A 22389-nucleotide genomic window follows, 5' to 3' on the forward strand; every position below is an offset into this window, starting at 1 on the left:
ATAATCAAAGTATTTGTATTATAACATGGATCTATAGTGAAAGCAACTAAACACAGTTTTTCTCCTTTTGAGAAGGAGTCTGACTAGAAAAATGTTATAATGGTAGGAAAGAGGTGAAGAAATGAATCAGACTATAAACTATATCAAAGAACTAACTGCTATTGCATCTCCGACGGGCTTTACTCGTGAGATTTCAGACTATCTAGTCCATACTATAGAGAAACTTGGTTACCAGCCGGTTCGTACAGCCAAGGGTGGTGTCAATGTTACTATTAAAGGTCAAAATGATGACCAACAGCGCTATGTGACTGCCCATGTGGATACGCTGGGTGCTATTGTCCGTGCTGTCAAATCAGATGGCCGTCTCAAATTGGATCGTATCGGTGGTTTTCCTTGGAACATGATTGAAGGAGAAAACTGTACGGTTCATGTGGCTAGCACAGGTAAAAAGGTATCTGGAACCATTCTCATCCATCAAACTTCTTGCCATGTCTACAAAGATGCGGGAACTGCTGAACGCACACAGGACAATATGGAAGTGCGTTTGGATGCAAAAGTAACCAATGAAAAAGAAACCCGCGCCTTGGGCATCGAGGTCGGTGATTTTATCAGTTTCGATCCGCGAACTGTCGTGACAGAGACTGGTTTTATCAAGTCTCGCCACTTGGATGACAAGGTCAGCGCAGCAATTTTGCTCAATCTCCTTCGAGTTTATAAAGAAGAAGGAATTGACTTGCCGATGACGACACACTTTGCTTTTTCAGTCTTTGAAGAGGTGGGCCATGGTGCTAACTCCAATATTCCAGAAGAGGTAGTAGAATATCTGGCTGTGGATATGGGAGCTATGGGCGATGACCAACAGACGGATGAGTACACAGTATCTATCTGTGTAAAGGATGCTTCAGGACCTTATCACTATGACTTCCGTCAACACTTAGTAGCTTTGGCGAAAGAGCAAGATATTCCATTTAAGCTGGATATCTATCCATTTTATGGATCGGACGCTTCAGCAGCTATGTCAGCAGGAGCAGAGGTCAAACACGCCCTCCTTGGAGCTGGTATTGAATCCAGTCACTCTTACGAACGAACACACATTGATTCGGTTGTAGCGACTGAGCGTATGGTTGATGCCTATCTCAAGAGTGCATTGGTAGACTAATATGTGCTTGATTTGTCAAAGAATTGAATGGATCAAGGAAGGGGAAAATCCCTACTTTGTAAAAGAACTAGAAACAGGATATGTAGTTATTGGAGACCACCAATACTTTAAGGGCTATACCTTATTTTTAGCAAAAGATCATGTCACAGAACTCCACCATATGGAGACTTCTGTAAAACTTCGCTTTTTAGAGGAAATGAGTTTGGTCCAAGAAGCAGTCGCCAAAGCATTTGAGGCTGAAAAGATGAATATTGAACTCCTAGGAAATGGTGATGCCCACGCTCATTGGCATCTCTTTCCACGAAGAATAGGTGATATGAAGGGTCATGGATTGAATGGCCGTGGGCCAGTCTGGTGGGTGCCCTGGGAAGAAATGGCGGCAGAAGATTGCCAAGTGAAATCCCATGAGTTGGAACAAATGATTAAAGCCTTATCCGATGAATTAGAGAAGCACTTGGTCTAAGAGAGGAAGAAAAATGAAAAAAAGATACATCGTTTTATCTGGTTTGCTGGCAGTAACCCTAGCAGCATGTTCTCAAGAAAAACCTAAAAATGAAGAAAACACTCAAAAAACGGAACAAACTAGTCAACCTGAAGGAACTGTAGGGAGCAAATCTCAAGCCTCTAGTCAGAAGAAGGCAGAAGTTGTCAATAAGGGAGACTACTATAGTATTCAAGGGAAGTACGATGAAATCGTCATAGCTAATAAGCACTATCCTTTGTCAAAAGACTATAATCCAGGAGAAAATCCAACAGCTAAAGCAGAGTTGGTCAAACTCATTGCGGCAATGCAAGCAGCTGGCTACCCAATCAGCGATCACTACAGTGGTTTTAGAAGTTATGAAACTCAGGCAAAGCTCTACCAAGACTATGTGAATCAAGACGGGAAGGAAGCAGCAGATCGCTACTCAGCACGCCCAGGTTATAGTGAACACCAAACGGGTCTTGCATTTGACCTTATTGGGACAGATGGAGATTTAGTTACTGAAGAAAAGGCGGCCCAGTGGCTCTTGGATCATGCGGCTGACTATGGCTTTGTCGTTCGCTATCTCAAAGGCAAGGAAAAAGAGACTGGCTACATGGCGGAAGAATGGCATCTTCGCTACGTTGGAAAGGAAGCCAAAGAAATTGCTGCAAGTGGTCTCAGTCTGGAAGAGTACTATGGCTTTGAAGGCGGAGATTACGTCGATTAAAAAAGTAATTTTTCTCTTGCATTTTTAGATAAATAGTGTATAATAGAAAGGTATGTGTAAAGCATACTTGTGGGAGGTAAAAATCTTTAATTACCGCCAAAACCACAAAGGAGGATTTAAAAATGGCTAAAAAAGTCGAAAAACTTGTAAAATTGCAAATCCCTGCTGGTAAAGCTACACCAGCTCCACCAGTTGGACCTGCTCTTGGTCAAGCTGGTATCAACATCATGGGATTCACAAAAGAGTTCAACGCTCGTACAGCTGACCAAGCTGGTATGATCATTCCAGTTGTTATCTCAGTATACGAAGACAAATCATTTACTTTCGTTACAAAAACACCACCAGCTGCTGTTCTTTTGAAAAAAGCTGCAGGTGTTGAAAAAGGATCAGGTACACCTAACAAAACTAAAGTTGCTACAGTTACTCGTGCACAAGTACAAGAAATTGCAGAAACTAAGATGCCAGATTTGAACGCAGCAAACATTGAGTCTGCAATGCGTATGATCGAAGGTACTGCTCGTTCTATGGGATTCACTGTTGTTGACTAATCAATAACACCCCCAATATAACCCGCAAGACTTCATCATTTCGAGAAGTGACGTGGGAGATGAAAATCGATTGAACCACTTACAAGGAGAATAGAAAATGGCTAAAAAAAGCAAACAACTTCGTGCTGCTCTTGAGAAAATCGACAGCACAAAAGCATACAGTGTAGAAGAAGCTGTAGCACTTGCAAAGGAAACTAACTTTGCAAAATTTGACGCAACTGTAGAAGTTGCATACAACTTGAACATCGACGTTAAAAAAGCTGACCAACAAATCCGTGGCGCAATGGTATTGCCAAACGGTACAGGTAAAACTTCACGCGTTCTTGTTTTCGCACGTGGTGCAAAAGCTGAAGAAGCAAAAGCTGCTGGTGCAGACTTTGTTGGTGAAGATGACCTTGTTGCGAAAATCAACGACGGTTGGTTGGACTTCGACGTAGTTATCGCTACACCTGACATGATGGCTCTTGTTGGACGTCTTGGACGTGTCCTTGGACCACGTAACTTGATGCCAAACCCTAAAACTGGTACTGTAACAATGGATGTTGCTAAAGCAGTTGAAGAGTCTAAAGGTGGTAAAATCACTTACCGTGCTGACCGTGCAGGTAACGTTCAAGCAATCATCGGTAAAGTATCATTTGAAGCTGAAAAATTGGTTGAAAACTTCAAAGCTTTCAACGAAACAATCCAAAAAGCAAAACCAGCTACAGCTAAAGGAACTTACGTAACAAACTTGACTATCACAACTACTCAAGGTGTTGGTATCAAGGTTGACGTAAACTCACTTTAATTAACAGATTTTTAAAAACGAGTACGAATGTGCTCGTTTTTTAGGTACAACGAGCATTCCGTTCATCTGAGGTGTAAGTCCTCTGTGGGTACCATATACTAGTAAACCCAAAAGTGATTCCCAAGCCTGACTATTGTGAGTAGCTGATCGAACGGCATTAGGATAGACTGTTTAAGTCTGACGTTGGAAACAAGAATCGGCAGAGAAAGAGATAGAGAAATCTTGGCTATACGAATAGGCACGTGGTAGTAAAGCGTATATAGCGGATAAGGAGGCCAGCAACTCTAAAGTACAAATATGTAGTCGTAACCTATATGCGTAAACTACGTGAGCAATTGAATTCGAACTAGAGAGGTGATTAATAGATTTATGCTATAGTCATGGCAGCTTGTATGCTTTTGATTCTAGTTTATCAAATAATAGATTAGAATTGTCAGATAATATAATTTTATGTTATAATGAAGAAAAAATAGAGGTGTTCAAATGTCAGAAGCAGGTCATAAGTTTTTAGCAAAACTGGGGAAAAAACGCTTACGTCCAGGTGGGAAACGTGCTACAGATTGGTTAATTGCGGAAGGAGGATTTTCAAAAGAAAAGAGAATACTAGAAGTTGCGTGCAATAGGGGAACTACAGCAATTGAGTTGGCACAGCGTTTTGGTTGTAAGATAACTGCTGTTGATATGGATGGACAAGCCTTAGAAGTGGCTAAAAAATCTGCTGAAACGGCAGGTGTTGGTCATTTGATCAGATTTGAAAGAGCAAATGCAATGAAACTTCCTTATGGAGATGCTAGTTTTGATATTGTTATAAATGAAGCTATGCTGACTATGCAAGCCGATCAAGCTAAGAAAAAATGTGTAATGGAGTATCTAAGGGTTTTAAAACCTGAAGGTCTTCTTTTGACACATGATGTGCTTCTTAAGGAAGCTAAAGAGTCTGTCAGACAGGAATTGTCACAAGCAATTCATGTAAATGTAGGTCCTTTAACTCAAGATGGTTGGGAACAGGTGATGATAGAATCAGGTTATCGTGATGTGAAAATATTGACTGGTGAAATGACATTAATGAAATTATCAGGTATGATTTATGACGAAGGTTGGCTAGGAACTTTGAAAATTTGCGTAAATGCTTGTAAAAAGGAGAATAGAAAGCAGTTTTTAACTATGTATAAAATGTTTGCTAAGAATAAACAGAAATTGGGCTTTATTGCTATGGCTAGTTATAAATCGTCAAATCGTTAGATAATTATTGAAGTTAACTTTTCCTTTTTTCTTTCTTAAAAAATATGCTATAATAGAGAGTAAAAAACTTTGAAAGAAAGAAAAAGATGAATTTAAAAGATTATATCGCAACGATTGAAAATTATCCTAAGGAAGGTATTACCTTCCGTGATATCAGCCCTTTGATGGCAGATGGAAATGCTTATAGCTACGCTGTTCGTGAAATTGTTCAGTATGCAACAGACAAGAAGATCGACATGATTGTGGGTCCAGAGGCTCGTGGATTTATTGTTGGCTGCCCAGTTGCTTTTGAGTTGGGAATTGGCTTTGCACCTGTTCGTAAACCAGGGAAATTGCCACGTGAAGTCATTTCTGCTGATTATGAGAAAGAGTACGGTATTGATACCTTGACCATGCATGCTGATGCGATCAAGCCAGGCCAACGTGTTCTCATCGTAGATGATCTCTTGGCAACAGGTGGAACTGTCAAGGCAACGATTGAGATGATTGAAAGGCTTGGTGGAGTTGTAGCCGGTTGTGCTTTCTTGATTGAGTTGGATGAGCTTAAAGGCCGTGAAAAAATCGGAGACTACGATTACAAGGTACTTATGCATTATTAATGAAAAACAGTCCTTGGGGCTGTTTTCTCTTCATCTGCTATATAAATTAACTATAGCTAGTTAGAGAAAAACTATAATTGAAAACTATATCTTCATACAGTATAATAAAAGGAAGAAGTATTTGGAGGTTTTTACTTTCAAACAGACAAGATCATTCCCGAAATAGAGAACTGTTAGGAGGGTATTATGCCGATTCGAATTGATAAAAAATTACCAGCTGTGGAGATTTTAAGGACAGAAAATATCTTTGTTATGGACGACCAACGGGCTGCTCATCAGGATATTCGCCCCTTGAAGATTTTGATTTTAAATCTCATGCCTCAAAAAATGGTAACAGAAACGCAACTCTTACGGCATTTGGCTAATACCCCTTTGCAATTAGATATTGATTTCTTATATATGGAAACACATCGTTCCAAGACAACTCGTGCCGAACATATGGAAACCTTCTATAAGACCTTTCCAGAGGTCAAGGATGACTTTTTTGATGGAATGATTATCACAGGAGCACCAGTGGAGCATTTGCCTTTTGAGGAGGTAGATTACTGGGAGGAATTCAAGCAGGTAATCGAATGGTCCAAGACGCATGTTTTTTCAACCCTCCATATCTGTTGGGGAGCACAAGCAGGTCTTTATGTTCGCTATGGCGTTGAAAAGCACCAGATGGATCGGAAACTATCAGGCATTTATCCACAAGATACCTTGAAAGAGGGGCACCTTCTTTTTAGAGGGTTTGATGATCGCTATGTAGCTCCTCATTCTCGTCATACTGAGATTTTAAAAGAAGAAATCTTAAATAAGACCAATCTGGAGATTCTGTCAGAAGGTCCTGAAGTTGGGGTTTCTATCCTAGCTAGTCGAGATTTGCGTGAGATTTATAGTTTTGGTCATTTGGAGTATGATCGTGACACTTTGGCAAGAGAGTATTTTCGTGATTATGAGGCGGGACTCGACCCTCATATCCCAGAGAACTACTTTAAAAATGATGATGTAAATGAGACGCCCTGTCTCTGTTGGTCTTCATCGGCTGCCCTCTTTTTCAGCAATTGGGTAAACTATGCAGTTTATCAAGAAACCCCTTTTGACTGGAGAAAGGTAGAGGATGATGCGGCTGCATTTGGATATCTATAAGAGGAATTATGACATATTTTGACGCTTTTAAATCAGGGAACTTGGTTTTGCCAAGTGCCCTGCTCTTGCATGTTAAGGAACTCTTTCCTTCCAGCGAAGATTTTCTGGTCTGGCAATTTTTCTATTTACAAAATACTACAGCCCTCGGAGATGTTTCACCTAGTCAGATTGCTGAAATCATTGGCAAAGAGGTTGCAGATGTCAACCAATCTATTTCGAATTTGACAGAAAATGGTTTGCTACAATATCGGACCATTGAACTAAACGGGGAAATTGAGCTGATTTTTGATGCTAGTTTGGCTTTTGAACGCTTAGATAGCTTACTAGATAGCCAAACTCCAGCTACAACTGCCCCAAATTCGCAGAATCAGTTGAAGGATCTGGTTGAAACTTTTCAGCAGGAATTGGGACGCTTGTTAACGCCATTTGAAATCGAAGACCTTTCTAAGACTGTCAAAGAAGACGGAGTTAAGGCGGATTTGATCAAGGAAGCTCTCCGAGAGGCCGTTCTCAATGGCAAGCCAAACTGGAAATATATTCAGGCAATCCTACGAAACTGGCGCCATGAGGGCATTCAATCTGTTGCCCAAGTAGAGGCCAAACGAGCAGAGCGAGAAGCCAACAATCCCAAACAAGTTCAGGCTTCGGCTGATTTCCTCGATGCCATGAATTTGTGGCAAGATTAGTCGCTTGAAAAATCTTGAAAATTAGAGTAAGGTTTGCAAGCTCCTTATAAATATGATAGAATAATAGTGAATAAAATGAAAAAAGAGGTATGTGAAATGTCACGTAAACCATTTATCGCTGGTAACTGGAAAATGAACAAAAATCCAGAAGAAGCAAAAGCATTCGTTGAAGCCGTTGCCTCAAAACTTCCTTCATCAGACCTTGTTGAAGCAGGTATCGCAGCTCCTGCAGTTGATTTGACAGCTGTTCTTGCTGCTGCTAAAGGTTCAAACCTTAAAGTTGCTGCTCAAAACTGCTACTTTGAAAATGCAGGTGCATTTACTGGTGAAACTAGCCCACAAGTTTTGAAAGAAATCGGTACAGACTACGTTGTGATCGGTCACTCAGAACGTCGTGACTACTTCCATGAAACTGACGAAGATATCAACAAAAAAGCAAAAGCAATCTTTGCGAACGGTATGCTTCCAATCATCTGTTGTGGTGAGTCACTTGAAACTTACGAAGCTGGTAAAGCTGCCGAATTCGTAGGTGCTCAAGTATCTGCTGCATTGGCTGGATTGACAGCTGAACAAGTTGCTGCCTCAGTTATCGCTTACGAGCCAATCTGGGCTATCGGTACTGGTAAATCAGCTTCACAAGACGATGCACAAAAAATGTGTAAAGTTGTTCGTGACGTTGTAGCAGCTGACTTTGGTCAAGAAGTTGCGGACAAAGTTCGTGTTCAATACGGTGGTTCTGTTAAACCTGAAAACGTCGCTTCATACATGGCTTGCCCAGACGTTGACGGTGCCCTTGTTGGTGGTGCGTCACTTGAAGCTGAAAGCTTCTTGGCATTGCTTGACTTTGTAAAATAATCTAAGTTATTCGAGACAGTCTTCTAAGACTGTCTTTTTTTATAGAGGCCGTATATTTTTCTTAAATTATCAGTCTATTACAACTTTTCTCAGATAGTACACTTTCCTTGCTATCGTTTTCTGGTAGTAGTATACTTATATTGTAACCACTAAGAAGATGGTTACAAAAAAATGAAAGAGGTAAGAAATATGGTTGAATTGAAAAAAGAAGCAGTAAAAGACGTAACAACATTATCTAAAACAGCGCCAGTAGCATTGGCCAAAACAAAGGAAGTATTGAACCAAGCAGTAGCAGATTTGTATGTGGCTCACATTGCTCTTCACCAAGTTCACTGGTATATGCGTGGTCGTGGTTTCCTCGTATGGCATCCAAAAATGGATGAATACATGGACAGCCTTGATGGCTATCTTGACGAAATCAGTGAGCGTTTGATCACCCTTGGTGGTAAACCTTACTCAACTTTGACAGAGTTCCTTCAACACAGTGAAATCGAAGAAGAAGAAGGAGAATTCCGTAACGTTGAAGAAAGCTTGGAACGTGTTCTAGCGATTTATTGCTACCTCATCGCTCTTTTCCAAAATGCTTTGGATGTGACTGATGAAGAAGGCGATGATGTTACAAACGATATCTTTGTTGGTGCTAAGGCTGAACTTGAGAAAACAGTTTGGATGCTTGCAGCAGAACTTGGACAAGCTCCTGGTTTGTAAAATATAGTTGCTACCCCTTTTATCATGAGGTGCTTGATAAGTGCCCATGACCAATCATCTTTTAAAAGTCATGTAACTGTAAACAGTTGCATGATTTTTTTGTTTGCTGGACTTAGGACACATTGTCAAAAGTAGGATTTTACGGTATAATAGTTGCTGTTCAATAACATATGAATTTTAAAGAATAATTGTTAGTTTAAGGAGGACTTATGAACAACTTACCAAATTGCCCAAAATGTAATTCAGAATATGTCTACGAAGACGGAAGTCTCTTGGTCTGCCCAGAGTGTGCCTATGAGTGGAATCCTGCAGAAGTTGCAGAAGTAGAAGAAGGTGTAGTTGCTATCGATGCCAATGGAAATAAATTGGCTGACGGCGATACTGTAACCTTAATCAAGGACTTGAAAGTAAAAGGTGCGCCAAAGGATTTGAAACAAGGAACTCGCGTTAAAAATATCCGTATCGTAGAAGGTGACCACAACATCGACTGTAAGATTGATGGTTTTGGAGCTATGAAACTCAAGTCAGAATTTGTTAAGAAAATCTAGCCATGAAACTGAACTACAAATTTATCTTTTATAGTCGTGTGCTCTTGTTCTTAGCGGCATTTACAGGAGTTTATTTGGAGATTACCAAGCACGGTGGCTTTGGTATGCTCCTTTACTACACAGTGTTGTCCAATCTTTTGGTAACGATTTTCACGGGTTATCTGCTCCGTGTGATGAGCCGTTCAGGTGAAAATTGGCAAAGTCCGACCTTGCTTCGTCTCAAGGGTGGTGTTACCATGAGTATCATGATTACCTGTGTGATTTACCATTTTATGCTTGCTCCGATTGCGACAGACTTTTACCGTGTGGAAAATTTCCTTTGCCACTATATCGTTCCACTCTGGTTTTTAGCCGACACCCTTTTCTTTGATAAACGGGGTCAATACAAGATCTGGGATCCAGTCTTGTGGACCATCTTGCCCTTGGTTTATATGATTTTTGCTTTGTTTAACGGCCTGGTCTTAAAACTCAATATTCCGAATTCCAAAGACAATCCCTTCCCTTATTTCTTTTTGAATGTGAACAAGGGTTGGGACGTGGTTATCAAATGGTGTTTGATCATTTTTGCGGCGTATATGGTTGCAGGCTTCATCTTCTATCTGATCAAGCAAATCAAGCGAAAATAGTCTTCCTATTAGGAAAGTTAGGACGGAGTCTCTAGTTCAATCGGGCTCCTTCTTTTCTTGCCATCTTCCTTTTAAAAGGATCAACAGTGAGAAATATACAGAAAGAAAATTCATGAAACAATATTTAGAACGGGCTAGTATTTTGGCCCTCTCCCTCGTTTTGATTACCTCCTTTTCCATCTCAAGTGCTCTGCCAGCCATGTTTGACTACTATCAAGGCTATCCCAAAGAACAAATCGAGCTCCTGGTCAGTCTTCCTTCTTTTGGAATTATGATTATGCTGGTTTTAAATGGGTTTTTGGAGCGGTTATTTCCTGAGCGACTTCAGATTAGTCTAGGACTTCTCATCCTTTCTATCGGTGGAACTGCCCCTTTCTGGTATCAGGAGTACAACTTTGTCTTTGCGATGCGGATTTTATTTGGCTTGGGTGTTGGAATGATTAATGCCAAGGCCATTTCCATCATTAGCGAACGCTATCATGGAAAGACACGGATCCAGATGTTGGGTCTTCGCGGATCAGCAGAAGTTGTCGGGGCATCGATTTTGACTCTAGTGGTCGGTCAACTCTTATCCTTGGGATGGACAGTGACCTTCTTGGCCTACAGTGCAGGATTTTTAGTATTGATCCTTTATCTGCTCTTTGTCCCTTATGGGAAAGAAAAGAAAGAAACAAAGAAAAAAGAGGCCGAAACAACTCGTTTGACAGGACAGATGAAAGGCTTGATTTTTCTATTGGCTGTCGAAGCAGCAGTTGTTGTCTGCACCAACACAGCTATCACCATTCGTATTCCTAGTCTGATGGTGGAAAGAAGTCTAGGGGATGCCCAGTTATCGAGCTTGGTTTTAAGTATCATGCAGTTGATTGGTATCTTGGCAGGTGTGAGTTTTTCTTTCTTTATCTCTCTGTTTAAAGAAAGGTTGCTCCTTTGGTCAGGTATCACCTTTGGATTGGGGCAGATTGTGATTGCCTTGTCTCCGTCATTGGGTGTGATGGTAGTTGGAAGTGTTGTGGCAGGTTTTTCTTACAGTGTGGCCTTGACCACTGTCTTTCAACTTCTTTCTGAAAGAATCCCAGCAAAGCTCCTTAATCAGGCAACATCTTTTGCAGTGCTAGGATGTAGCTTTGGAGCCTTTACGACACCGTTTATTCTTGGGGCGATTGGCTTGGTGACTCAAAATGGTATGTTGGTCTTCACCATTTTAGGATGTTGGTTGATTGTCACTTCTATCTTTGTTATGTACGCACTTCAAAAGAGAGCTTAGGATTAATTTCCTAAGTTTTTCTTTTTGGGAATTTTGTACCCAGACAATTATTGGTTTTTAAACTTGTTTACACTTTTGTTTCCTGATAAAATAGAAGTTATGACAAGATATAAAGCAACTATTTCTTATGATGGTTTTGCCTTTGCCGGTTTTCAGCGCCAGCCTCATGCGAGGAGCGTTCAAGAGGAAATCGAAAAAACCTTAACGAGACTCAATAAGGGGCAAGCCATCACTGTTCACGGTGCTGGTAGGACCGATAGTGGGGTCCATGCTCTGGGACAGGTCATTCATTTTGATCTGCCCTATCAGATGGATGAGGAAAAACTCCGTTTTGCTCTGGATACCCAATCTCCAGAAGATATTGATGTGATTTCGATTGAGATTGTGGCAGATGATTTTCATTGCCGTTATGCCAAACACAGCAAGACCTATGAGTTTATAGTAGATAGGGGGCGTCCTAAAAATCCCATGCGTCGTCACTACGCTACTCACTTTCCCTATCCGCTCGACGTGGAGCGGATGCAGATGGCAATCAAAAAGCTAGAGGGAACTCATGATTTCACCGGTTTTACAGCATCTGGAACCAGTGTAGAGGACAAGGTTCGGACTATTACAGAAGCCAGACTTAGTGTTGATGAGACCGGCCAATTTTTGACCTTTAGCTTTTCAGGAAATGGCTTCTTGTATAAGCAGATTCGCAATATGGTGGGGACGTTGCTCAAAATCGGAAATAATCGGATGCCAGTTGAGCAGATTGACTTGATTTTGAAGAAGAAGGACAGGCAGCTAGCAGGTCCAACGGCTGCACCAAATGGCTTGTATTTAAAGGAGATTCGTTATGAAGAATAATCGTATTTTAGCCCTTTCTGGGAATGATATTTTTAGTGGTGGTGGTTTGTCAGCTGATTTGGCTACCTATACCTTGAACGGCTTGCATGGCTTTGTAGCTGTCACTTGTTTGACGGCCTTGACCGAAAAGGGCTTTGAAGTCTTCCCTACGGATGATACTATTTTCCAACATGAGTTGAATAGCTTACGTGATGTCGAGTTTGCAGGGATTAAGATTGGCCTTCTTCCTACTATCAGTGTGGCTGAGAAGGCCTTGGACTTTATCAAGCAACGTCCAGGAGTGCCTGTGGTATTGGACCCCGTTTTGGTCTGCAAGGAAACGCACGACGTGGCTGTCAGTGAACTCTGCCAAGAGTTGATTCGCTTTTTCCCTCATGTCAGTGTGATTACGCCAAATCTTCCTGAAGCAGAATTATTGGCTGGTCAGGAAATTAAAACATTGGAAGACATGAAAGCTGCAGCGCAGAAATTGCATGATTTAGGAGTGCCAGCAGTCATTATCAAGGGAGGCAATCGCCTCAGTCAGGACAAGGCAGTGGATATCTTTTATGATGGACAAACTTTCACTGTTCTAGAAAATCCTGTTATCCAAGGTCAAAATGCTGGTGCAGGTTGTACCTTTGCCTCAAGCATTGCCAGTCACTTGGTTAAAGGGGATGAACTTTTACCAGCAGTAGAGAGCTCGAAAGCTTTCGTTTACCGTGCTATTGCACAAGCAGATCAATATGGAGTAAGACAATATGAAGCAAACCAAAACAACTAAAATCGCCCTTGTATCCCTCTTAACCGCCCTTTCTGTGGTTCTAGGTTATTACTTGAAAATTGGAACGGCAACAGGAATATTGACTCTCTTGGATGCAGGTATTTTCTTTACTGCCTTTTACTTTGGCAGTAAAGAAGGGGCCGTCGTTGGAGGACTAGCAGCTTTTCTGCTTGACCTTTTATCAGGCTTTCCACAGTGGATGTTCTTTAGCTTGATAAATCATGGCTTGCAAGGATTTTTTGCAGGTTTTAAAGGGAAGTGGCAATGGCTAGGCCTTGTCTTGGCTACTATCGTCATGGTAAGTGGCTACGCCCTAGGTTCTACCCTGATGAATGGCTGGTCAGCAGCCTTACCAGAAATCCTTCCAAACTTCCTGCAAAATACCTTGGGAATGGTTGTGGGGTTTGTAGTCTTTCAGAGTGTTAAGAAGATAAAATAAAAAAGTCAGCTATTTGAGCTGACTTTTTGCTTATTTAGGTTTAATCAAAATAAAGCAAATCTTTGCTGGTGCTTGTAAAGAGGTCAAAGCCATCCTTGGTAACAACACCACAGTCTTCGATACGAACGCCGACTTTACCAGGGATATAGACACCTGGTTCAACAGAGAAACACATGCCTTCTTCGATGACCATGTCGTTTCCTTCCATGATAGAAGGAAATTCGTGGACATCCATACCGATACCGTGACCGAGACGGTGGTTGAAGTACTCACCGTAACCAGCTTTTTCAATGACTTCACGGGCAGCGCGGTCCACTTCATGTGCAGTCACACCTGGCTTGATGAAGTCAAGGGCAACTTGTTGAGCTTCAAGTGTCAAGTTGTAGATATCCTTCTTGAATTGATCAGGTTTACCGACAGCGACAGTACGAGTCATATCTGATGCGTAGCCATTGACCATGACACCGAGGTCAAAGAGGAGAAAGGCGTCTTTTTCGACCTTGTTTGCACCAGGAATTCCGTGCGGATTTGCAGCGTTATCGCCAGTCAAGACCATGGTATCAAAGCTCATTTCATAGCCTTCACGTTTCATGGCAAAGTCGATTTGGGCGATGATATCTGTCTCTGTCTTATCAAGAGAAATATTGTCAAAACCAACTTTTACAGCCTTATCAGCATAGAGCCCTGCAACCATCATTTTTTGCACTTCGTCAGCTGATTTGATGAGGCGCATGCGTTGGATGCGAGGAGTGAGGTTTTCAAACTCAGCAGTCTCAAAGACTGTTTTCAAACCATGGTATTTGGTCAAGATGAGATTGTCAAACTCAACAGCGACACGTTTGAAGTCGTGCTGAGGCAAAGCATTTTTGATTTTTTGCCATGGATTTTCAGAATCCACATAGCCCACAACTGGGAAGGAAACAGTATTGGTTGCACGCTCCACTTCGAGAGCTGGAACAAAGAGGAGAGGTTCCTGATCCGCTAGAACAAAGAGAAACATTTGGCGTTCATGGGGATCACTGTAAAAGCCAGTGAGGTAATTAATAGTGACGGGGTCAGATACGACAGCGACGTCTAGTTTTTCTGATTCAAGATATGTTACGATTTGTTGTAATTTAGACATATGCTACCTTCTTTCTACCCCTCTATTTTGGCAAAAAAAGAGAGAAAATGCAAGGGAGAAGGGTAAAAGAACAGACAAAAAGAACTCCGACAAGATAGGGGAGTTCTTTGGTCTAGTTTTCTTTAGTTTAAGAAAAGTCAGCCTTGCTTTTGACGTCGCTGTATTCTTCAGCGATTTCTTGGCTGAGAATATCTTCATAGGCAGGGAGTTGGGTGTTCTGGCCGTATTTCTTCTTGAGGGCAGTAGTGACTAGACGATAAGCCAGATTGGCATTACGAGAGAGGATAGGTCCGTGGAAGTAGGAACCAAAGACATTCTTATAATGAACCCCTTCGCCGACCTTTTCCTCGTTGTTTCCATTTCCATAGACCACCTGTCCCAGCGGTTTTTGGTCATCAGAAAGGAAGGTACGACCTTGGTGATTTTCAAATCCGTAGTAGGTTTCATCGAAATCTTCATTGTGAATCTTGATGTCACCGATAAAGCGATTATTGGTTTGGTTGAGGGTGTAGTGGCCCATGACACCGAGTCCTTCGATACGTTTGCCTGAAGCCTCAACATAATATTGGCCCAATAGTTGGAAACCACCACAGATAGCGAGAACCACACCGTCATTTTGGATGTAGTTGTCAATGCTTTCTTTCTTGGCGGGTAGATCGCCTGCGATGATACTTTGTTCAAAGTCTTGACCGCCACCGAAAAAGGCAATATCATAGTGATTTTCATCAAAGTCATCATGGAGAGAAACGATGTCAACCGTCACATGGGCTCCCAGTTTTTCAGCCACATACTTGAGCATGAGGATGTTACCATTGTCCCCGTAGGTATTCATGAGGTTTCCATAGAGGTGGGCGATATTGAGCTGATAAGGGTAGTTGCCAGCTTTTGAGGAAAGTGAAGTATAAACCATCAGTTCATCTCCTTTCTAACAATCTGACGACTAGCCAGCAGTTCACGGAATTCCAGCATAGCAGTATAGGTAGCTAGGATATAGGCATGTTTGCAGTCTTGGTTCTCAATGGTTTTGAGAACTTGCTCCAGATTGCTCGTCTCAGTGATTTTATCAGCTGGATAGCCCGTCACTCGTAGACGACGAGCGATTTCAGAATGACGAACACCTCCAGCGTTAATTTCTGGAATGTCCATGTCAGTGATTTGTTCAAAGTCCGCATCCCAGATCCAGCTAGTATCAATCCCATCAGCATAGTTGGCATTGAGGAGAACAGATAAACTAAATGGATAAGGAGCTAGTTTGATCATCTCGATAGCTTGGGTAGCGCCAACAGGATTTTTAATCAAGACAAGAGTACATTCTTTGTCACCGATATGGAAGGTTTCTTGGCGACCAAATACGGCTCTGCTCTTATCAAATCCTTGTTTGATCCGTTGCGAATCTGCACCGAGGAAGCGAGCAATGGCAACCGCAGCAAGGGCATTGTAGATGTTGTAAAGTCCACCGATTTGGATTCCGTATTCTTGGCCGTCAATGACAAAGCGAGAACGATTGTTGGTTAACTCAACTAGTTCTGTCAGACGGTAGTTCAAGTCAGGTCGTTTGCAGCCACAATTTTCGCAGATATAGGCACCCAAGTTGGCATAGGTATTGTGCTCATATTTGAGGATGCCTTGACAGTCAGGGCAGAGAATCCCTTCGGTATTGTAGTGAGCCAGTTGGGCTGGCCCTTTCTCCAAGTCAAAACCAAAATACTGAACTGGGTTTGGAATAGCTGGCTTGTAGAAAAGCGGACTGTCACCATTGAGGAGAACTGTAGCCGTAGGTACCTTACGGATGGCATCCAAAATCATGTTATAAGTTGTGTAAATTTCACCATAGCGGTCCATCTGGTCACGGAAAATATTAGTAATGACAAAAAGGCTAGGATGGATGTAGTCACAGATACGAGATAGACTGGCCTCGTCAATTTCTAGAACGGCAATGTTTTTCCCAGTTTTAGAGGAATTGGCCGTCAAGAAGGTTGTCGTAATCCCTGTGATCATATTGGCACCGCTTGGATTGGTCAGAACCTGACCATAGACCTCTTTTAGAATGCCGACAGTGAGGGCAGTTGTCAGGGTTTTTCCATTGGTTCCAGTGACCACGACAATCTCGTAGTTCTTAGCTAGATTTTGTAAAATATCTTTATCAAATTGAAGGGCGAGTTTTCCTGGGAGCGTACTTCCGCGGCCAAGACGGCTTAAAACGAAGTGAGAAGAACGCCCAGCTAGGAGGCCCAAAGTAGTTTTTAATTTCATGTTTCTATTATATCATAAAAGAGGGAAAAGACAGATTTGATACTCAATGAAAATCAAAGAGCAAACTAGGAAGCTAGCCGCAGGTTGCTCAAAGTACTGCTTTGAGGTTGTAGATAGAACTGACGAAGTCAGTAACATATATACGGCAAGGTGAAGCTGACGTAGTTTGAAGAGATTTTCGAAGAGTATGAGATTTCGCAGAAGCAAAAACAGCCCAAAGAGGGCTGTTAGCTAACAAATCAGTCTCAACTTAAATCGCAAACAAGTCATTCAAGTTCTCAGCCAAGGTTGGGTGAGTGAAGATTTGTTTTGTGAAGTAAGTGTAAGGAATCTTGTTGTCCATGGCAACAGTGATAATGTTGATGATTTCTTGAGAACCTTCTGAGAAGATAGTTGCTCCAAGAATTTCTTTTGTTTCAGTATTGACAACAGCTTTGAAGGCACCGCGAAGATCTCCATTTACGTGACCACGAGGCATGGCAGCGACAGGGATTTCCTTCACTGCGTATGGAAGTTTCAAATCAGCTGCTTGGCTTTCAGTCAAACCAACTTGTGAAAGTGCAGGTGTGATGAACATAGTGTTTGGTACATTGAGACGGTCTTCAAGTGTGTAGCTACCATCTCCAGCAAGGTAACTATAGACAACACGGAAGTCATCAAGTGAGATGTAGGTAAATTGAGGTCCACCGTTGACGTCTCCGACTGCAAAGACACCAGGAACGTTTGTTTGACAATGTTTGTCTACTTTGATAGCACCACGTTCAGTAAGTTCGATATCTGTATTTTCAAGTTGAAGTGGTTCTACATTCGGTTTACGTCCAGTTGCGTAGAGAAGAGCGTCGAAACGGTACGTTTCGTTTTCAGTTACGACAAGGACTTGGTCACCGTCGTTTTTGATTTCAGTAGTACGGATGTTTTGAAGTAATTCAATACCGTCTTCTTCCATGTATTGCTTAGCAAGAGCTGCGATGGAAGGTTCTGCACGAGGTAGGAAAGTATCCAAGGCATCTAGGACTGTAACTTTGCTTCCAAGTTTGTTGTAAAGACCTGCAAATTCAAGACCGATATTTCCACCACCAAGGACACCAAGTTTTTCAGGCAATTTGTCCAAGTTTTGAATACCAGTCGAGTCAAAGACATTCTTACTTGTAGCAAGTCCAGGGATTGGCAAGACGTTTGAAACAGCACCAGTGTTGATAACGATAGTTTCAGCAGTGAGTTCTTGTTTTTCGTCACCAGCTTGGATTTCGATGACTTTGTTTGAAAGGAAGTGAGCTTCCGCATCAAAGATATCCACGCCTGTACCAGCAACAGTCGCATAGTTTTTACCGTTAAGTCGACCAGTGATGGTGTTTTTGGTAGCAATCACTTCTTCAAAAGACAAGTTTTTCTCAGCGGCAACTAGCAAAGTTTTAGTTGGGATACAACCAATGTTGATACAAGTTCCGCCGTACATAGCCTTACTACGTTCGATAAGGGCAACTTTTTTACCAGCTGAAGCTAGTTTACCAGCCAGTGTTTTCCCTGCCTTACCAAATCCGATAACGATTAAATCATAAGTTAACATTTATCTTCCTCCTATTCGCATTTCATTCTAGCACAAGAAAAAAACTTTTGCACAATTCTGCTACGGGAGAAACGAACCATATAAGGATGTATTTATATTTGTGGAAAATCGTTTACATGATTTTCCTAAAGGATTCTACTATCTTTTGCTTCTCTCTTGTGTTATACTAGATAGGTTGCAAAGAAACTAGTACTTTTCTTTCGTGGAAAAGAAGCAACACGGTATCTCATTTTTGTACAAGATACGTCATGAAAAGAAAAGTATAAACTAAAGCCCTATAGGGTGGCTTCGCACCACCTTTAGAAAGAAGAATAACGTGAAATTTAATGAATTTAACTTGTCTGCTGAATTGTTAGCAGAGATTGAAAAAGCTGGTTTTGTAGAAGCCAGTCCTATCCAAGAACAGACCATTCCCTTGGCCCTCGAAGGAAAAGATGTTATCGGTCAAGCTCAGACTGGTACAGGGAAGACTGCAGCCTTTGGCTTGCCAACCCTTGAAAAAATCCGTACAGAAGAAGCGACCATCCAAGCCTTGGTTATCGCTCCAACTCGTGAACTCGCTGTCCAAAGCCAAGAAGAACTCTTCCGCTTTGGCCGTAGCAAAGGAGTGAAAGTTCGCTCAGTTTACGGTGGTTCCAGCATTGAAAAACAAATCAAGGCCCTTAAATCGGGTGCTCACATCGTAGTCGGAACACCAGGCCGTCTCTTGGACTTGATTAAACGCAAGGCCTTGAAATTACAAGATATTGAAACGCTTATCCTTGACGAAGCGGACGAAATGCTCAACATGGGCTTCCTTGAAGACATTGAAGCCATCATTTCCCGTGTCCCTGAAAATCGTCAAACCTTGCTCTTTTCAGCAACCATGCCAGATGCTATCAAACGTATCGGTGTTCAGTTTATGAAAGACCCTGAGCATGTCAAGATTGCTGCCAAGGAATTGACAACAGAGCTGGTTGACCAATACTATATCCGTGTCAAGGAACAAGAGAAATTTGATACCATGACACATCTCATGGATGTGGAACAACCAGAACTTGCTATTGTATTTGGTCGTACCAAACGCCGTGTAGATGAATTGACTCGTGGTCTTAAGATCCGTGGTTTCCGTGCAGAAGGGATTCATGGTGATTTGGACCAAAATAAACGTCTTCGTGTCCTTCGTGATTTTAAAAATGGGAATCTTGATGTTCTAGTTGCGACTGACGTGGCAGCACGTGGTTTGGATATCTCAGGTGTGACCCATGTCTACAACTACGATATTCCACAAGATCCTGAAAGTTATGTTCACCGTATCGGTCGTACAGGTCGTGCTGGTAAGTCAGGTCAGTCTATTACTTTTGTAGCACCAAATGAAATGGGTTACCTTCAAATCATCGAAAACTTGACTAAGAAACGCATGAAAGGCTTGAAACCAGCAACAGCAGAAGAAGCCTTCCAAGCTAAGAAACAAGTAGCGCTCAAGAAAATCGAACGAGACTTCGCAGACGAAGCAATTCGTGGGAACTTTGAGAAATTTGCTAAAGATGCTCGTAAGTTAGCAGCAGAATTTAGTCCAGAAGAATTGGCTATGTATATCTTGAGTCTGACAGTCCAAGATCCAGACAGCCTTCCTGAAGTGGAGATTGCGCGTGAAAAACCACTGCCATTTAAACCATCAGGTAATGGCTTTGGTGGCAAAGGTAAGGGAGGTCGTGGAGGCCGTCGTGGGGACGACCGTCGAGATCGTGAGCGCCGTGGCAATGGTCGCCGTGATGATTTCAAGAAAGGCAGTCGTGGGAACGATCGTTTTGATATAGACAGACGTTACCGTAACAAAGACAATAAAAAACCTCGCAACACTTCAAGCGAAAAGAAGACCGGCTTTGTTATTCGTAACAAAGGAGACAAATAGAAAAAAGCGATTCACACTGTGAATCGCTTTTATATATAAGGAGACCGATAGTAAAAGAAGATGGTGATAGTAAAGGATAGGTGAAACGGAAAGGGATTTATCATGTCATCTTCTTATAATGTTATAATATCAAAAATAAAATAGGATGTCAATAAAAAAATCGCTTTTTTTCTAAAATATTTTTGCTGTTCAAAATTGCAAATAAATAAGCAATTTTCAGATAATTATTGAAATAAAGACTTTTCTATGTTATAATGGAAGCGATTATATGCGAGGTAAAAAATGGCACATTTATTAGAAAAAACAAGAAAAATCACGTCTATTCTAAAGCGCTCAGAAGAGCAACTCCAAGATGAACTTCCTTACAATGCGATCACACGCCAGTTAGCTGATATTATTGACTGTAACGCTTGTATTGTGAATAACAAGGGACGTCTCTTGGGTTACTTTATGCGTTATAAGACCAATAATGACCGTGTAGAACAATTCTTCCAAACCAAAACCTTCCCTGAGGTCTATGTACAAGGGGCAAACATGATTTATGACACGGAAGCAAATCTTCCTGTTGAACATGATTTGACCATTTTCCCTGTGGAGAGCCGTGCGGACTTTCCAGATGGGTTGACGACCATCGCTCCGATTCATGTATCAGGGATTCGCCTAGGTTCGTTGATCATTTGGCGCAATGATAAGAAATTTGAAGATGAAGATTTGATTCTTGTCGAGATTGCGAGCACGGTTGTAGGGATTCAACTGTTGAACTTCCAACGTGAAGAAGATGAGAAAAATATTCGCCGTCGTACGGCTGTTACCATGGCGGTCAACACCCTTTCCTATTCAGAACTTCGTGCCGTATCAGCTATTTTAGCTGAGCTGGATGGAAATGAAGGACAGCTGACTGCGTCTGTTATTGCAGACCGTATTGGCATTACACGCTCAGTGATTGTCAATGCGCTTCGTAAATTGGAGTCTGCGGGAATTATTGAGAGTCGTTCATTAGGAATGAAGGGGACTTATCTCAAAGTTCTAATTGGTGATATTTTTGAGGAAGTGAAAAAGAGGGACTACTAATGGCAAAGGCTTTAATCTCGATTGACTATACAGAGGATTTCGTAGCAGACCATGGAAAGCTAACTGCTGGAGCACCTGCTCAAGCAATATCAAAAGCCATTGATCAGGCAACCAGATTAGCTTTTGATCGTGGAGACTATATATTCTTTACCATTGATGCTCATGAAGAGAAGGATACATTCCACCCAGAAAGCAAGCTCTTTCCACCTCACAATATTATCGGCACTAGTGGGCGTAACCTTTATGGCCCCCTAGCTGACTTTTATGCTGAGCATGAGGCGGATAGTCGCGTCTTTTGGATGGACAAGCGTCACTATTCAGCATTTTCAGGAACGGACTTAGATATCCGTTTGCGGGAACGTCGGGTTGATACTGTTATCTTAACAGGTGTTTTGACGGATATTTGTGTTCTTCATACGGCTATTGATGCCTATAATTTAGGTTATCAAATCGAGATTGTCAAGCCTGCAGTTGCCTCTATTTGGCCAGAAAATCATCAGTTTGCTCTTGGGCATTTTAAGAACACATTGGGAGCAAAATTACTGGATGAAAACCTTGCTGAAATTGAACAATAAGACTGTTGGAAAAATGAAAAAAATCTGAAAAAAGTGTTGACAAAGATTTTGAAAGTTGATATACTAGTAAAGTAATCGACGCGGGGATGGCGGAATTGGCAGACGCGCAGGACTAAGGATCCTGTGACCGCTTTAGGTCGTGAGGGTTCAAGTCCCTCTCTCCGCATAGGGTAAGAGTTAGCTTTGGCTAGCTCTTTTTGTTTTTACAAAGAAGATTAGAGGCTACGTTTCCTATATCGAATAATATTGGTATCAAGAACAGTCATTGTATCAGAACATTTAAACTGAGTTTTCCATTTCATTCTATCAAGAATATCCTCAAACACAAGTCAGAAAATGAAGAACTTAGGAGATGGAAAAATACTAATCAGAAAGATGTGACTATCATTTTTAAAATGAAGTAGATTTTTGATTGGTACTATTTATCCTTATATATGAAGGAAAGTTAGCGTTTGCTAGCTTTTTTGTTTTTTCAAAAAATAAATCAAAAAAAATTTTTGATTTCATAA

The 22389-nt window shown here is 41.6% G+C and carries 24 protein-coding genes and 1 tRNA gene; 21 read left to right on the top strand and 4 right to left on the bottom strand.

What is annotated here, in order from left to right:
* The first annotated feature begins 121 nt into the window (after positions 1 to 121).
* The 17 genes from HMPREF8578_RS07330 to HMPREF8578_RS07410 all read left to right on the top strand — a co-directional run bounded on the left by HMPREF8578_RS07330 (position 122) and on the right by HMPREF8578_RS07410 (position 13397).
* Positions 122 to 1159, top strand: coding sequence for a M42 family metallopeptidase (locus HMPREF8578_RS07330; protein WP_001076924.1), 1038 nt, complete (start codon positions 122 to 124; stop codon positions 1157 to 1159).
* Position 1160: 1 nt separating this feature from the next.
* Positions 1161 to 1622 (top strand): HIT family protein, encoded by a 462-nt coding sequence (locus HMPREF8578_RS07335; protein ID WP_000335642.1) that lies wholly within the window; start codon positions 1161 to 1163, stop codon positions 1620 to 1622.
* A 13-nt stretch (positions 1623 to 1635) separates the two neighbouring features.
* On the top strand, positions 1636 to 2352 hold the full coding sequence (gene ldcB / locus HMPREF8578_RS07340) for an LD-carboxypeptidase LdcB/DacB (RefSeq protein WP_000747740.1): 717 nt from the start codon (positions 1636 to 1638) through the stop codon (positions 2350 to 2352).
* Positions 2353 to 2474: 122 nt separating this feature from the next.
* The gene (rplK, locus tag HMPREF8578_RS07345) at positions 2475 to 2900 is read left to right on the top strand and encodes a 50S ribosomal protein L11 (RefSeq protein WP_001085808.1); all 426 of its coding nucleotides are present in this window, start codon (positions 2475 to 2477) and stop codon (positions 2898 to 2900) included.
* Positions 2901 to 2997: 97 nt separating this feature from the next.
* On the top strand, positions 2998 to 3687 hold the full coding sequence (gene rplA, locus HMPREF8578_RS07350; protein WP_001085675.1) for a 50S ribosomal protein L1: 690 nt from the start codon (positions 2998 to 3000) through the stop codon (positions 3685 to 3687).
* 483 nt (positions 3688 to 4170) lie between these two features.
* A complete protein-coding gene (locus HMPREF8578_RS07355; protein ID WP_001287239.1) occupies positions 4171 to 4929 on the top strand; it encodes a class I SAM-dependent methyltransferase in 759 nt (252 codons plus the stop codon).
* An 86-nt stretch (positions 4930 to 5015) separates the two neighbouring features.
* The gene (locus HMPREF8578_RS07360) at positions 5016 to 5528 is read left to right on the top strand and encodes an adenine phosphoribosyltransferase (protein WP_001049316.1); all 513 of its coding nucleotides are present in this window, start codon (positions 5016 to 5018) and stop codon (positions 5526 to 5528) included.
* A 186-nt stretch (positions 5529 to 5714) separates the two neighbouring features.
* Positions 5715 to 6659, top strand: coding sequence for a homoserine O-acetyltransferase MetA (gene metA / locus HMPREF8578_RS07365; RefSeq protein WP_001122729.1), 945 nt, complete (start codon positions 5715 to 5717; stop codon positions 6657 to 6659).
* A gap of 8 nt (positions 6660 to 6667) precedes the next feature.
* Positions 6668 to 7345, top strand: coding sequence for a DnaD domain-containing protein (locus tag HMPREF8578_RS07370; protein ID WP_000220751.1), 678 nt, complete (start codon positions 6668 to 6670; stop codon positions 7343 to 7345).
* A gap of 96 nt (positions 7346 to 7441) precedes the next feature.
* A complete protein-coding gene (gene tpiA / locus HMPREF8578_RS07375; protein WP_000087899.1) occupies positions 7442 to 8200 on the top strand; it encodes a triose-phosphate isomerase in 759 nt (252 codons plus the stop codon).
* A gap of 189 nt (positions 8201 to 8389) precedes the next feature.
* Positions 8390 to 8908 carry a Dps family protein gene (locus HMPREF8578_RS07380; protein ID WP_000229889.1) on the top strand — a complete coding sequence of 173 codons (519 nt, stop codon included), beginning with the start codon at positions 8390 to 8392 and terminating at the stop codon, positions 8906 to 8908.
* Between the two features lie 209 nt (positions 8909 to 9117).
* The gene (locus HMPREF8578_RS07385) at positions 9118 to 9456 is read left to right on the top strand and encodes a zinc ribbon domain-containing protein YjdM (protein WP_001061600.1); all 339 of its coding nucleotides are present in this window, start codon (positions 9118 to 9120) and stop codon (positions 9454 to 9456) included.
* 2 nt (positions 9457 to 9458) lie between these two features.
* A complete protein-coding gene (locus tag HMPREF8578_RS07390; protein WP_000775204.1) occupies positions 9459 to 10082 on the top strand; it encodes a Pr6Pr family membrane protein in 624 nt (207 codons plus the stop codon).
* A 112-nt stretch (positions 10083 to 10194) separates the two neighbouring features.
* A complete protein-coding gene (locus tag HMPREF8578_RS07395; protein WP_000816258.1) occupies positions 10195 to 11346 on the top strand; it encodes an MFS transporter in 1152 nt (383 codons plus the stop codon).
* Positions 11347 to 11445: 99 nt separating this feature from the next.
* Positions 11446 to 12195: a tRNA pseudouridine(38-40) synthase TruA gene (gene truA / locus HMPREF8578_RS07400; protein ID WP_025168827.1), complete on the top strand. Its 750-nt coding sequence runs from the start codon at positions 11446 to 11448 to the stop codon at positions 12193 to 12195.
* Positions 12185 to 12958 carry a bifunctional hydroxymethylpyrimidine kinase/phosphomethylpyrimidine kinase gene (locus HMPREF8578_RS07405; RefSeq protein ID WP_000794787.1) on the top strand — a complete coding sequence of 258 codons (774 nt, stop codon included), beginning with the start codon at positions 12185 to 12187 and terminating at the stop codon, positions 12956 to 12958. Before truA ends, HMPREF8578_RS07405 begins: the two co-directional genes overlap by 11 nt.
* On the top strand, positions 12936 to 13397 hold the full coding sequence (locus HMPREF8578_RS07410; protein ID WP_000814994.1) for an ECF transporter S component: 462 nt from the start codon (positions 12936 to 12938) through the stop codon (positions 13395 to 13397). Before HMPREF8578_RS07405 ends, HMPREF8578_RS07410 begins: the two co-directional genes overlap by 23 nt.
* A gap of 40 nt (positions 13398 to 13437) precedes the next feature.
* Here the strand turns inward: HMPREF8578_RS07410 and HMPREF8578_RS07415 are convergent, their stop codons facing one another.
* The 4 genes from HMPREF8578_RS07415 to HMPREF8578_RS07435 all read right to left on the bottom strand — a co-directional run bounded on the left by HMPREF8578_RS07415 (position 13438) and on the right by HMPREF8578_RS07435 (position 18340).
* A complete protein-coding gene (locus HMPREF8578_RS07415) occupies positions 13438 to 14520 on the bottom strand; it encodes a M24 family metallopeptidase (protein WP_000040930.1) in 1083 nt (360 codons plus the stop codon).
* A gap of 127 nt (positions 14521 to 14647) precedes the next feature.
* Positions 14648 to 15430: a lipid II isoglutaminyl synthase subunit GatD gene (gene gatD, locus HMPREF8578_RS07420; RefSeq protein ID WP_000263170.1), complete on the bottom strand. Its 783-nt coding sequence runs from the start codon at positions 15428 to 15430 to the stop codon at positions 14648 to 14650.
* A complete protein-coding gene (gene murT, locus HMPREF8578_RS07425; protein WP_000770031.1) occupies positions 15430 to 16773 on the bottom strand; it encodes a lipid II isoglutaminyl synthase subunit MurT in 1344 nt (447 codons plus the stop codon). Before murT ends, gatD begins: the two co-directional genes overlap by 1 nt.
* A gap of 250 nt (positions 16774 to 17023) precedes the next feature.
* Entirely contained in the window at positions 17024 to 18340 is a 1317-nt protein-coding gene (locus HMPREF8578_RS07435; protein WP_000958916.1) for an FAD-containing oxidoreductase, read from the bottom strand.
* Between the two features lie 316 nt (positions 18341 to 18656).
* Between HMPREF8578_RS07435 and HMPREF8578_RS07440 the strand changes: the two genes are divergently transcribed.
* The 4 genes from HMPREF8578_RS07440 to HMPREF8578_RS07455 all read left to right on the top strand — a co-directional run bounded on the left by HMPREF8578_RS07440 (position 18657) and on the right by HMPREF8578_RS07455 (position 22046).
* The gene (locus HMPREF8578_RS07440; protein WP_000671075.1) at positions 18657 to 20234 is read left to right on the top strand and encodes a DEAD/DEAH box helicase; all 1578 of its coding nucleotides are present in this window, start codon (positions 18657 to 18659) and stop codon (positions 20232 to 20234) included.
* A gap of 282 nt (positions 20235 to 20516) precedes the next feature.
* Positions 20517 to 21305 (top strand): GTP-sensing pleiotropic transcriptional regulator CodY, encoded by a 789-nt coding sequence (gene codY / locus HMPREF8578_RS07445; RefSeq protein WP_000940725.1) that lies wholly within the window; start codon positions 20517 to 20519, stop codon positions 21303 to 21305.
* Positions 21305 to 21880: a cysteine hydrolase family protein gene (locus tag HMPREF8578_RS07450; protein WP_001029646.1), complete on the top strand. Its 576-nt coding sequence runs from the start codon at positions 21305 to 21307 to the stop codon at positions 21878 to 21880. Before codY ends, HMPREF8578_RS07450 begins: the two co-directional genes overlap by 1 nt.
* An 80-nt stretch (positions 21881 to 21960) precedes the next feature.
* Positions 21961 to 22046: transfer RNA gene (locus HMPREF8578_RS07455), tRNA-Leu, on the top strand.
* Positions 22047 to 22389 lie beyond the last annotated feature (343 nt).

The organism is Streptococcus oralis ATCC 49296, assembly GCF_000185265.1.
Classification (GTDB): Bacteria; Bacillota; Bacilli; order Lactobacillales; family Streptococcaceae; genus Streptococcus; species Streptococcus oralis_BC.